The organism is Sinorhizobium sp. (assembly GCF_059070375.1).
In genome coordinates this window covers 590,444-602,808 of the sequence record NZ_JCACWC010000002.1, presented here as the reverse complement: position 1 = coordinate 602,808, position 12,365 = coordinate 590,444, and the positions used below count along the sequence as shown (strand labels likewise).

Below are 12,365 nucleotides of genomic sequence, written 5' to 3'. Positions count from 1 at the left end.
AAGGCAAATTCATAAACGATGAGTTCAGATCCGTGCAGCATCAAGATTCGTCGGGCTAGATCTACGGAACCAGAGGCTGTGGCATCTGTATTCCGGAGGTCGCGCCAAGCCTTTCTCCCCTACTTGCCAGATCTGCACACCTTTGAGGAAGACAAGGCCTACTTCCGCAACATCGTGTTCCAAGACTGCGATGTGTGGGTGGCTGACGAACAGCAGTTGGTCGTCGGCTTCTGCGCCTTCAAGCAAGGTTGGGTGGAACATCTTTACCTCCTGCCTGGCTATACGGGCCGCGGGATCGGCCGGAAGCTGATTGCGAAGGCGCAGGACCATTTCGACCATCTTCAGCTCTGGGTTTTCCAGGCGAATGTTGATGCGATCGCCTTCTACGAGCGAAACGGCTTCGTCAGGATTCGTGAGACGGACGGAACCGACTGTCAGGAGAAGATGCCCGATGCGCTATATCGGTGGGATGCCGGCGTGACAGCAGGGTAACGTCGGTGTCGCGTCGGCCTCAGGAACCTTTAGCAACGGCTTCGGGCCGAGTCTCAGACCATGAACGGACATCCTCCGATGGCGCTACTGTTTGAGTTCGGCGTGGCAGATGGCATCAAACTGTTCCGCCAACTCGGCGAGTGTGACCTCGCCCAATCTGCCGATCAGCAGCCGTTCGGCTCGATCCAGCGCATCCGCGACTGCGCTGTTGACGACCCGTTCGACCGCGCAGGATGGATTGTCGTTGTCCAGGCCAATCGCGAAGATATGACGGCCGCCGACTGCCCGATGAATATCCAGCAAGGTCGTTTTGTTGAGGTCGCAGGCAATCGTCCAGCCGCCCCCCTGTCCAGTGACAGATCGAACATAGCCGTTGGCGCGCAAGCCAGCCATGGTCCGACGAACGACAACGGCGTTCGTCTGAAGCATTCCGGCGATATGCTCGGATGTATATGGGCGATCATGGCGGGCCATGTGCAGCAGGACGTGGAGCATGCGGGACAAGCGGCTGTCGGTTCTCATGATGCTCTTCGTGAGATGTCAACCGAGCCGTCATTCCTCTGATCGGCCGTTCGCCGCTCTATTTCTCTCTCCAGCAGATACATGACGACATGCGGGCCAACATTGGTGCCGGCAGCGGACGCGTGAACGAGATGAGCGGCGGGATCGGCGGCGTTTCCGACGGCAAAAATCCCCGGTCGGCTCGTCCGTCCGGCGCTGTCGGTCCGAGCCAGGCCCATGTCGTCAACATCACATAGGCTAGCTGCGAGATCGGAGGCCGCGACCATGTCAGCAGCAATCCAGGCGGCGTCGCAGGCGATCGATTTCCCCTTGCGTGTCGTGAGCGCTTCAAGTCGCTCGCCGCCGTGAACCAATCCCGTCACCTCGTCGGCAATCACCTCGATTTCCAAAAGTCGCAGGCGATAGAGATCGACGTCGGTGAACGCATGCTCGGAAACCACCGTCACGTCGCGAGACCACATCCACACCCATGATGCCATGTGGACCAGCCTGTCGGGCACTCCGAAGACCACGAAGCGCTTTCCTTGGACCTCATAACCATCGAAGCATGGACAGACACGAAGATCTCTTCCCCAGACCTTGGGCAATCCTGAAAGCGGCGGCAGTTTGTCTATCAGTCCGGTTGCAAGAACAACGGTGCGAGCCATCCTTACCGAATGGCCGTGATGCACCTCGAAAAGGCCGTCGGCGCGTGGTGTTACCGACGTTACTCGCTGGCGTATGATCTCGACCCCGTATTGTTGGACCTCAGCGCTGGCTCGGGCAAGCAGCTCCTGGGGCGGCAACCCATCGAAGCCGAGGTATTCGCGGACTTCCGCAACGCTTTCGATCCGGGTTGTGCCTCCATCGAATATGATAGCGGACCTGCCTGCTCTACCGAGGAATAAAGCGGCGCTTAGACCCGCAACACCCGCGCCCACGATGACCGCGTCCACGACACGTTCCATTCTACTATCTCGCTCTGAATCTCGTTCGGGTCGCGAGTATAGACCGCCCAGCATCATGCGCAACTTCAAATGTTACAAATAACGAGAAAGACTGTGACTGCCCCGGGTGGCTGCTTCGTCGATCCGGCTAATGCCCCTGGTTCCCGCTGGGCGGCTTCAACCCGCTACAGGCTGAAACGCGCTCCGAAGTCGCGCCGGTTGGAGGCAACTCCAATGCAAGTGGGGCACGCGCGGCTCCTGCAGCGGTCGCCGGACATCCTGCTGATCCCCGGCACCATGAAGAAACGGTCTGTCATGACCTGCTGCCACCGCGTCCTGGCGGCATCGGGCACAATTTGCCGCAGGAGTCTCCGCGCGCCTCTGCCGACGCGGTAATCGAAGCCGATGCGAACAGCCAGGGTGACCACTTCGTCTCGCCGGTTGGGTGCCCTCGGGCTTCGGCCAGCGTGCCAGTGATAAGCCGGCAAGGGGCCCGGTCGCGTCCGCAGCATGCGTGACGTTCGCCATCGGCAATGAACGTCATGCACATACAGATCAACTGGCGTGCGTGCGGTAAGGCTCGAGGAAGGGCCTCAACAGTGCCAATAGCGCGCCCGGTGTTTCCTCCGGCACGAAATGCCCGCATTCCGGAATTATGGTACAGCGAACATCGTCAGCAACCTGGCGAAGCTGCTCCTCCACCGCGCCCGCGCAGGCTAACTCGCCGGCGAAGCCTAGCACCGGCATGGTCAGCCGAGTCTTCATCCGTTCACGATTTGCCGGAATGTCATCGTCGATGGCGCGGTAGTAATCGAAGCTCGCACGTAGCGTCCGGCGATCGCGCTTGATTAGGTCGATGTAGAAGGCACGGATGTCGGCTGGGATAGGGTTGGGTACCGGAATCTTGGTGAATTGATAGTCGAAGAATATTTCCTCACGACCTACTACAAGCGCCTCGTTGATCCCGCGCACGCGACAAAAATTGTTGTGCCACAGAAAATCGCTGAGCTGCCGATCGTCGGAGATCAGCGGCGGGGAGACGGCGACACCGGGGATTATCGCCTCGCCCAGCGCAATCCGCGCGATCCGCTCGGGCTGGTCCGCTGCCATCGCATAGCCTACCCACATGCCGCAATCGTGGCCAACCAGCGCGAAGCGTTCGTGGCCAAGCGCCGTCATCAGCCCGAACAGGTCGCGGCCTAGTGTCCCCTTGTCATAGCCTTCTTCCGGCTTATCCGAGATCCCGAGCCCGCGCGGGTCAGGCACGACGAGTGTGAAGCGCTCAGCCAGCGGCAGCATTACGTCACGCCAGATGTACCAGTTCTGCGGCCAGCCCCCGAGGAGCAGCAGCGGCGGGCCCTCGCCACCGATAACGGCATGGAGTTCGATCTCTCCGGTAGGCACCCGGTAGCTTTCGAATACGTCGATGAAGCCCGGCGGCAGGCTGGGGACGCCGTGGACGGAGCCGAACCCCTTGATGTTTGGGAATGGTGGACGGGTCATACGTTGCGCTCCTTATGTTTAGCGATCGCTACAAACTAACGCATTGCCTTTCCGCGTCAAGCTGTGTTTAGTGATCGTTATGGATAAGCCTCGCCAACGCCGCTCCGCAGGCCCGCGCAGCTTCGATCGAGATCAAGCAATTGAGACCGCGATGCGTCTGTTTCGGCGCTACGGGTATCAGGGCGTGTCGATCTCCGACCTGACGAGCGCGATCGGCATCGCTCCGCCAAGCCTGTACGCGGCGTTTGGGAGTAAAGCGGGCCTCTACCGGGAAGCGCTCGACCTTTATGCAGGCCTACCCGGTGCGCTCGACGGCATGGAAGGCGCTGTGACGCTGGAGCAGGCGCTGAAAGGATTACTCGATGCGGCGATCCGTGCAGTGACGGCCGAGGAGCGCGGCTGCATGATCTCGACCGGTTTGGTCGAAGCTGCGGACGAGCAGCAGGAACTCGCACGCGAGCTCGGCAAACGTCGGCGAGCGCTACGCGACCGTATTGCGAATGCCTTGTCTCGATGGCTTGACCGATCCGAAGCAGAGGGGCTCGCCCTGTACCTATCCGCCGTACAGCAGGGCATGTCGGTGCAGGCGCGTGATGGCGCGACAGCGGAAGAGCTCTCGCGCATTGCTGACGAAACCGTCGCGGGCATCATTGCTAGGCGGATACCGAGCGCTTCGCAATCCTGCCCGCCCGCGGCTTAGCAAGAGCGTACCGAATGAACGGCAGGGGGTCGTCTGGAGATCCATCCTACCCCCGCTCCGCGATCCGCGCCGCGGTCAGGGCCACGCCGTCGGCTATGCGGTTGCGTGCAATCGACGAGTAGCCCATGCGGAAGAAGCGGCACGGTCCGTCGTCCTGCGGGAAGAAGGGGGATCCGGATTCGATCAGCACGCCGTCCTTGCGCAAAGCGTTCATCAGCAGGTCCGCATCGAGACCTTCCGGCCCCTCGATCCAGAAGGACGTGCCGCCGAAAGCCGCAGATCCTGCAATCTTCAATCCGGCATCCCGGAGGGCGGCGTCCATGATGATGTGGCGGCGATGATACTCCTCGCGCATCCGGTGCAGCACGGCATCATAGTGGCCGAGCGCCAGGAAATAGGCGGCCGTTCTCTGGAGGTGTCCCGGCGGATGCCGCAACATCAGCGCCCGTAGTGCCCGCGCCTCCCGGATCACGGCAGCCGGTGCCACCAGATAGCCGAGACGCAGGCCGGGAAACAGCGATTTGGAGAAACTGCCGATGTAGAAGACCCGCCCGCTGCGGTCGAAGGCCTTGAGGGCAGGGGAAGGGGGCGCCAGAAAGCTCATCTCGAACTCGTAATCGTCCTCGACGATTATGAAGTCCTTGGAGGCGGCCGCCTCGAGCAAGGCCGCCCGCCGCTCGATCGGCATCGTCGCGCCGGTCGGCGAATGATGGCTGGGCGTGACGAACACGGCATCGACCTCTTGCGGAAGCGCGGCGGGCGGCAGGCCGTCCCTGTCCACATCGACGAAGGTGATCCCGGCGCCGCTCAAGCGAAGCGATGCACTCATGTCGGGATGGCAGGGGTTCTCGCAGACCGCATGGGCGCCCTGACGCAACAGGAGCTGGATGACGATCCAGAGGGCGTTCTGCGCGCCCACCGTCACCAGGATCTCGTCGGGGTTCGCACGGATGCCGCGGCCCGGCAAGGTGCGCGAACAGATATAGTTGACGAGCTGGATGTCGTCCGCCGCCGCGAAGTCGCCCGCCATCAGCTCGAAATCCTCGCGCGCCAGCGCCCGTCGCGCGCAGTCGCGCCAGGCCGTGAGATCGAACAGTGACGGGTCCATCTGACCGTAAAGGAACGGGTAGGGATAGGCTCGCCAGTCGAGGGGCTTACGCATCTGCTTGGCCACGATGAAGGTCGAGCGCAGCTTGGCCGACCAGTCGATCGCATCGGCCGCAGCATGGGCGGCCTGCATCGCGATTGCTGTCGTCGGGGGTTTGCCGGCGACACGGTAGCCGCTCCGGTTCGCCGCCTCCACATAGCCTTGGGAAGCGAGCTCCTGATAGGCGAGCGTTACGGTGATCCGCGAAATATTCAGATAGGCCGCAAGCTTGCGGCTGGAGGGCAATTGGGCGCCCGGCGCCAGGCGGCCCGACAATACGGCCGAAACGATCGTTTCACGGATCTGCGCCTGCAGGCCCGTTTGGCTTGCCCGGTCGAGGAAGAAGATCGTTTCCGAGACCGTCGAGCCCGTCATTGTTCACCTCATCCAACTGGACTCATCTAACTTCCTATCTGGATATAAGGCAATCCGGGACGTGGGCATATTTCTATTCGGCAAGCAAAGACCGTCATTCAATGTACGGCGCGACCCCGCAAAAAGCGGGGCGACATAACCAAGAGGGTAACGACATGATCCACCTTAGAAGTTTCAAGCACTTATCCGGAGCCGTGGCCATCGCCGCCGGTGTCCTCACCTCCTTCGCCGCCCAGGCGGAAACCAGCGTCGTCGTGGGCTACCAGCAGATCGTCGGCCCGTTCATCTCGGCGATCGCCGACGGTCGTTTCGATGCCGCAGCGAAGGAAGCCGGCTATACGATCGATTGGCGCCAGTTCAGTTCCGGCGGTGACATTTCGACCGCCCTCGCTTCCGGAAACGTGCCGATCGGCGTCATCGGTTCGACCGGCACGACAGCCGCGGCGACCCGCGGCGTCGGGCTCGAACTTTTCTGGATCCTGGACAATATCGGCAAGTCGGAAGCGCTCGTCGCCCGAGAAGGTTCCGGCATCGAAAAGCCGGAAGACCTGAAGGGGAAAAATGTCGGCGTTCCCTTCGTCTCGACTTCGCACTTCCATCTGCTGGTCGGCCTCGAGCAGGTCTGGAAAACCGATCCGCGGGAAGTGAACATCCTCAACATGAAGCCGCCGCAGATCGTCGCAGCCTGGCAGCGCGGCGATATCGATGCCGCCTATGTATGGCCACCGGCGCTGTCGGAACTCCTGAAGAGCGGCAAGGTCATCTCCGATTCCGAGGCGATCGGCGCGGCGAGCGTGCCGACCTTCGACGGCCTCGTGGCCGACAAGGAATGGGCCGAGCAAAACCCCAAATTCATGGCCGCCTTCACCAAGGTGCTCGCGGACGCCTATGCCGATTACAAGGCGAACGGCAGCGGCTGGAAGGCTGACTCGCCGCAGGTCCAGGGCATGGTCAAGCTGATCGGTGGCGACGCCGAGGGTATCGTCCAGGCATTGAACCTCCTGTCCTTCCCGACCGTCGACGAACAGGTCTCCGATCAGTGGCTTGGCGGCGGCGCTGTCCGGGCGCTGGAGGCGAGCGCCAAGTTTCTGGTTGATCAGAAGCAGATCGACACCGCGCTCGACGACTACGCGCCCTTCGTCAACAGCTCATATGCGAAAGAAGCCTCCAAGTAGCAGACGACGCGCGCTCCCGCCCGCGCGCCGTGCGCGGCCAGGAGCGCCGCTGATACCCTCGACACAGCACTTTCCAGGAAGGCCTGCGACATGGAAACGCTTAACGTCAGCAATGTCAGTCTGACCTATCCCGGTCTCTATTCGGACCAGGCGGTCATCGCGCTCAAGGGCGTGGATCTCGAAATCAAAAGCGGCGATTTCGTCGTCGCCCTCGGTGCATCCGGATGTGGCAAGACCACGCTTCTCAACCTGATGGCGGGGTTCATGGCGCCGAGCGCCGGGGAAATCATGCTGGGCGACCGCCGCATCACCGGCCCCGGTGCCGACCGTGGCGTCGTCTTCCAGAAGCACGCGCTGCTCCCCTGGCTTAACGTCATCGACAATACCGAGTTCGGATTGAAGCTCAGGGGTGTCGACAAGGCGACCCGGCGGGACCTGGCGACCAGAAATCTCGCACTTGTCGGGCTGCAGGATTTCCACCGGCACATGATTTATCACCTCTCCGGCGGCATGCAGCAGCGTGTCGGCATCGCCCGCGCGCTCACCTGCGATCCGGCGATGCTGCTCATGGACGAGCCGATGGCTGCCCTCGACGCGCTGACGCGCGAGACCATCCAGGAATTGCTGCTCGAAGTGTGGCAACTCACCAACAAGATGTTCTTCTTCATCACCCACAGCGTCGAGGAGGCGCTGTTCCTCGGCTCCAGGCTGATCGTGATGTCGCCCCGTCCGGGCCGCATCACCCATACCTACGAGCTCGATTTCAACAAACGCTTCCTGGAGAACGGCAATGCACGCGCAATCAAATCCAGCCGCGACTTCATCGACATGCGTGAAGAAATCCTCGGCATCATCTATGGCGACGAGCGCCAGTCCGGGAACCCGGAGATCCTCCATGCTTGAGGGTGTCGCAAAGAGCAAACCGGTTCGTCCGGGCAGGATCTACGGTGCGCCGGGCGACGGCATGAGCGGCCACATTAGCCTGCTCACGGCCATTGCGTTCATCGCGCTCTGGCTGCTCGTAACCGAAATGGGCTGGATCAAGCCGCTGTTCCTGCCGTCGCCGCTCGCCGTCTGGGACAAGTTCGTGATTGCGCTTACGGAGGGCGTCTCGAACTCCACTTTGGCGCAGCATACCCTGTCAAGTCTCGGCCGCGTGCTCGGAGCTTTCCTGCTGGCACTCGTCACGGCCGTTCCCGTCGGCATCCTCATGGGCGTCAACCGGGTGGTGCGCGGTCTCTTCGACCCGATCATCGAATTCTACCGGCCGCTGCCGCCGCTCGCCTATCTGCCACTGATCATCATCTGGCTCGGCATCGGCGAATTCCCGAAAGTGTTCCTGATCTATCTGGCGATCTTCGCGCCGATGGCGATCGCCGCCAGAGCCGGTGTCCGCTCGGTCTCGACGGAACAGATCCATGCGGCCTATGCGATGGGCGCGACGCGAGCCCAGGTGATCAGGCATGTGATCCTGAAGGCTGCCCTGCCGGAGATATTCACCGGCATGCGTATCGGAATCGGCGTCGGCTGGACCACGCTCGTCGCCGCCGAAATGGTGGCCGCCCATCGTGGCCTCGGCTTCATGGTGCTGAATGCGGCCGAATATCTCGCCAGCGATACGGTCATCATGGGCATCGTCGTCATCGGCGTCTTCGCTTTCGCCTTCGATCTCATGATCCGCTACCTCGAAAAGGCGCTCATTCCCTGGAAGGGCAAAGTGTGACGGCAGCCGATCGGACGTAGTGGGCGCCGCCCCGGACAACCTCTTCCAACCCATTTCAACGGGCTTAGGGCCGCCCGCCCGGCGAAGCTATGCCCAGGCATGAACAAAGGAATTTCGACATGACTGCCGAAGATCTCGCAAAGCTTTTCGACGCCTTCAACAGGCACGACATCGACGGCGTCATGGCCTTTTTCGCCGCCGATTGCGTCTTCAACGCCGTTGCCGGGCCGGAGGCCTGCGGCAAGCGCATCGTCGGCGCTGCGGCGATTGCCGATGCCTTCTCAGGTGTATGGACGGCAATGCGGGATGCCCATTGGGATCATCACAGCCACTTCGTCCACGCTGATCGCGCCGTCTCCGAGTGGACGTTCTCAGGCACCAATGAGGACGGCTCGCGCATCGTCGCGGAAGGCTGCGATCTCTTCACGCTTCGCGACGGAAAGATCGTCCGCAAGCAGGCATTCCGAAAGAACCGGCCGCTCATCGAACCGCAGCCGAGATACTGAGAGCCTCAGGGCAGGATCACGACATGGAACATCAACTGGCCAGACCGATCGCATCGCGGAAGCCCTTCGATCCGACCTATGATCCGATCCGCGCGCCTAATCCGGGCGACGGCAAGGACTATGCGCCGACCTATTGGATCGGCACGGCCGGCACTCCGCCTGCCGACGACGGACCCGTCACACGCGATATGGACGTCGACGTCGCTGTCGTCGGCTCCGGATACACCGGGCTCTCCTGCGCGATCCATCTGGCCCAGGAGCATGGCATCAAGGCGACGGTGCTCGAAGCCAATGGCGTCGCCTGGGGCTGCAGCACCCGCAACGGCGGTCAGGCGCAGATCTCCGCCGGCCGGCTCAAGCGTTCGCAATGGATCGAGCGCTGGGGCGTCGATGTCGCCAAAAGGCTGCATGGCGAAATCAGCGAAGCCTTCGATCTCTTCCGGGACCTGATCCGCTCGCCCGAGATCGACTGCGACCCTCAGGACGGCGGCCATCTTTATATCGCCCACCGCGACAAGGTGTTGCCGGCGCTCGAAGCCGAGTCGCGGCTTCTCAACGAGGTTTTCGGCTACCGCTCGCGCATGGTCGGCCGCGATGAGGTCCACCGCGACTTCGTACGCGACGAGGAGGCGAGGGGGGCGATGTACGAACCGGACGGCATGGGCATCCACGCGGCCAAGCTCGCCTTCGGCTACCTCAGTCTGGCGCGCAAGCTCGGTGCGCGGGTCCACACGGCAAGCCCCGTTCTCGGCTGCGACTGGAAAAACGGAGCCTATCATCTGACGACGCCGGGCGGCACCGTTCGTGCGCGCGCCGTCTGCATTGCGACGGCAGGCTATACCTCGCCGGACCTGCATACGCTGACGCGGCACAGGCTGATGCCGATCCTCTCGAACTCGATCGTCACACGCCCGCTGACCGAGGAAGAACGCGCCGAACTGAACTTCAAGACCCGGATCCCGCTCACCGATACGCGCACGCTGCGCCACTACTACCGGATGTTGCCGGACGGTCGCGTGCAGATCGGCAGCCGCAGCGCCATCACCGGCCGCGACGCGGTCAACCCCAAACATCTCGATCGGCTGCTCGAAGGGCTCTACCGAAAGTTCCCGATCCTGAAGGGGATCACGATCGACTACTCCTGGTGGGGCTGGGTCGATGTCAGCCACGACATGATGCCGCGCATCTTCCGCCCCGACCCGAAGCAGCCGCTGTTCTACGCCATGGGCTATGGCGGCAACGGGGTCATGTATTCCGCACAGGCCGGCCGCCGCATGGCCCAGATGGTGGCGGGCAAGGGCGGCGCCCTCGATCTGCCGATCTTCACGTCGCCGCTGCCGAGTCATGGCCTGCTCACGCCGTTCAGACGCCTCGGCCAGTGGGGCATGTATCGCTGGTACTACCTCAAGGATGAAATTCTTTAGCCGCCCGGTCGGCCTTACCCTCAACGCGAAAGGAACATGACATGAAAATGACGACCGAAGAGGCGTTTGTAAAAGTCCTGCAGATGCATGGCATCGAGCATGCGTTCGGGATCATCGGCTCGGCGATGATGCCCGTATCGGACCTGTTTCCGAAGGCGGGCATCCGGTTCTGGGACTGTGCCCACGAGACCAATGCCGGCATGATGGCCGACGGCTTCAGCCGTGCGACCGGCACGATGTCGATGGCGATCGGCCAGAACGGCCCCGGCGTGACCGGTTTCATCACGGCCATGAAGACGGCCTACTGGAACCATACGCCACTGCTCATGGTCACGCCGCAGGCCGCCAACAAGACCATCGGCCAGGGCGGCTTCCAGGAAGTCGACCAGATGGCTATGTTCGAGGAGATGGTCTGCTATCAGGAGGAAGTGCGCGATCCGAGCCGCATTCCCGAGGTCCTTAACCGGGTCATCGAGAAGGCATGGCGCGGTTGTGCACCGGCGCAGATCAACATCCCGCGGGACTTCTGGACGCAGGTGATCGACGTGGACCTGCCGCGCATCGTCCGCTTCGAGCGGCCGGCGGGCGGACCCGCGGCCATCGCCCAGGCCGCGCGGCTGCTTTCGGAAGCGAAGTTCCCGGTCATTCTCAACGGCGCCGGCGTCGTCATCGGCAACGCCATCCAGGAATCCATGGCACTTGCGGAGAAGCTGGATGCGCCGGTGTGCTGCGGCTATCAGCACAACGACGCCTTTCCCGGCAGCCACCGTCTGTCGGTCGGACCCTTGGGCTATAACGGCTCGAAGGCGGCGATGGAATTGATCAGCAAGGCCGACGTCGTGCTCGCCCTGGGTACGCGGCTCAATCCCTTCTCGACGCTGCCTGGCTACGGCATCGACTACTGGCCGAAGGATGCGGCGATCATCCAGGTCGACATCAATGCCGACCGGATCGGCCTGACCAAGAAGGTGACCGTCGGCATCTGCGGCGACGCGAAGCAGGTGGCGCAGCGAATTCTTCAGCAGCTTGCGCCCGCCGCCGGCGACGCAAGCCGCGAAGAGCGGAAGGCGCTGATCCACCAGACACGCTCGGCCTGGCTGCAGCAGCTCTCGTCGATGGACCATGAGGATGACGATCCGGGCACGGAGTGGAACGTCGGAGCACGCCAGCGCGAGCCCGATCGCATGTCGCCTCGCCAGGTCTGGCGGGCGATCCAGGCCGTGCTTCCGAAGGAGGCGATCATCTCCACCGACATCGGCAACAACTGCGCGATCGGCAACGCTTATCCGAGCTTCGAACAGGGCAGGAAATATCTGGCACCGGGCATGTTCGGCCCCTGCGGCTACGGTTTCCCGTCGATCGTCGGCGCCAAGATCGGCTGCCCGCACGTGCCGGTGGTCGGCTTTGCCGGGGACGGCGCCTTCGGCATCTCGATGAACGAGATGACGTCGATCGGTCGCGAGGGCTGGCCGGCCATCACCATGGTGATCTTCCGCAACTACCAGTGGGGAGCGGAAAAGCGGAATACCACGCTCTGGTACGACAACAACTTCGTCGGCACCGAGCTCAATCCGAACCTGAGCTACGCCAAGGTTGCAGATGGCTGCGGCCTGAAGGGCGTGACGGTCGACACGCCGGCCGCACTCACCGAGGCCCTTGCGAAGGCGATCGAGGACCAGGCCAGGGGGATCACCACCTTCGTCGAGGTTATCCTCAACCAGGAACTCGGTGAGCCCTTCCGCCGCGATGCGATGAAGAAGCCGGTAGCGGTGGCCGGCATCGATCGCGCCGACATGCGCACCCAGCGACCTATGTAAGAAGCTCTCGCGACCCGCTCGGCGGTGGTCGCCGCCGAGCTCACTCAACGGAAAG

12 protein-coding genes and 1 pseudogene are annotated in these 12,365 nt (G+C 62.6%); 9 read left to right on the top strand and 4 right to left on the bottom strand.

Annotated elements, in window-relative coordinates; genetic code table 11:
• The first annotated feature begins 18 nt into the window (after positions 1-18).
• Entirely contained in the window at positions 19-492 is a 474-nt protein-coding gene (locus AC5J09_RS07380) for a GNAT family N-acetyltransferase (RefSeq protein ID WP_494297270.1), read from the top strand.
• An 84-nt stretch (positions 493-576) separates the two neighbouring features.
• On the opposite strand, the gene AC5J09_RS07375 is transcribed toward AC5J09_RS07380, so the two are convergent.
• Both AC5J09_RS07375 and AC5J09_RS07370 read right to left on the bottom strand, forming a co-directional pair.
• The gene (locus AC5J09_RS07375) at positions 577-1,014 is read right to left on the bottom strand and encodes an Rrf2 family transcriptional regulator (protein WP_029958543.1); all 438 of its coding nucleotides are present in this window, start codon (positions 1,012-1,014) and stop codon (positions 577-579) included.
• On the bottom strand, positions 1,011-1,949 hold the full coding sequence (locus tag AC5J09_RS07370) for an NAD(P)/FAD-dependent oxidoreductase (protein WP_494297269.1): 939 nt from the start codon (positions 1,947-1,949) through the stop codon (positions 1,011-1,013). Before AC5J09_RS07370 ends, AC5J09_RS07375 begins: the two co-directional genes overlap by 4 nt.
• A gap of 146 nt (positions 1,950-2,095) precedes the next feature.
• Here AC5J09_RS07370 and AC5J09_RS07365 point away from each other — a divergent pair.
• Positions 2,096-2,336 (top strand): annotated as a pseudogene (locus AC5J09_RS07365) (hypothetical protein); the annotation flags it as partial.
• A gap of 159 nt (positions 2,337-2,495) precedes the next feature.
• Here the strand turns inward: AC5J09_RS07365 and AC5J09_RS07360 are convergent.
• The gene (locus AC5J09_RS07360) at positions 2,496-3,443 is read right to left on the bottom strand and encodes an alpha/beta fold hydrolase (protein WP_494297268.1); all 948 of its coding nucleotides are present in this window, start codon (positions 3,441-3,443) and stop codon (positions 2,496-2,498) included.
• A 79-nt stretch (positions 3,444-3,522) separates the two neighbouring features.
• Here AC5J09_RS07360 and AC5J09_RS07355 point away from each other — a divergent pair, with 79 nt between their 5' ends.
• Entirely contained in the window at positions 3,523-4,143 is a 621-nt protein-coding gene (locus tag AC5J09_RS07355; RefSeq protein WP_494297660.1) for a TetR/AcrR family transcriptional regulator, read from the top strand.
• Between the two features lie 46 nt (positions 4,144-4,189).
• On the opposite strand, the gene pdxR is transcribed toward AC5J09_RS07355, so the two are convergent.
• Positions 4,190-5,665: a MocR-like pyridoxine biosynthesis transcription factor PdxR gene (gene pdxR / locus AC5J09_RS07350; RefSeq protein WP_494297267.1), complete on the bottom strand. Its 1,476-nt coding sequence runs from the start codon at positions 5,663-5,665 to the stop codon at positions 4,190-4,192.
• A gap of 155 nt (positions 5,666-5,820) precedes the next feature.
• Between pdxR and tauA the strand changes: the two genes are divergently transcribed.
• The 6 genes from tauA to xsc all read left to right on the top strand — a co-directional run bounded on the left by tauA (position 5,821) and on the right by xsc (position 12,310).
• Positions 5,821-6,840: a taurine ABC transporter substrate-binding protein gene (gene tauA / locus AC5J09_RS07345; protein ID WP_100670279.1), complete on the top strand. Its 1,020-nt coding sequence runs from the start codon at positions 5,821-5,823 to the stop codon at positions 6,838-6,840.
• Between the two features lie 90 nt (positions 6,841-6,930).
• Positions 6,931-7,743, top strand: a complete 813-nt coding sequence (locus tag AC5J09_RS07340; protein ID WP_102762609.1) for a taurine ABC transporter ATP-binding protein — start codon at positions 6,931-6,933, stop codon at positions 7,741-7,743.
• Positions 7,736-8,563: an ABC transporter permease subunit gene (locus tag AC5J09_RS07335; RefSeq protein ID WP_494297265.1), complete on the top strand. Its 828-nt coding sequence runs from the start codon at positions 7,736-7,738 to the stop codon at positions 8,561-8,563. Before AC5J09_RS07340 ends, AC5J09_RS07335 begins: the two co-directional genes overlap by 8 nt.
• Before the next feature lie 119 nt (positions 8,564-8,682).
• Entirely contained in the window at positions 8,683-9,069 is a 387-nt protein-coding gene (locus AC5J09_RS07330) for a nuclear transport factor 2 family protein (protein WP_018098775.1), read from the top strand.
• Between the two features lie 23 nt (positions 9,070-9,092).
• Positions 9,093-10,493: an NAD(P)/FAD-dependent oxidoreductase gene (locus tag AC5J09_RS07325; protein WP_102762611.1), complete on the top strand. Its 1,401-nt coding sequence runs from the start codon at positions 9,093-9,095 to the stop codon at positions 10,491-10,493.
• A 41-nt stretch (positions 10,494-10,534) separates the two neighbouring features.
• Positions 10,535-12,310 carry a sulfoacetaldehyde acetyltransferase gene (xsc, locus tag AC5J09_RS07320; RefSeq protein WP_494297264.1) on the top strand — a complete coding sequence of 592 codons (1,776 nt, stop codon included), beginning with the start codon at positions 10,535-10,537 and terminating at the stop codon, positions 12,308-12,310.
• The last annotated feature ends 55 nt before the right edge of the window (positions 12,311-12,365 follow it).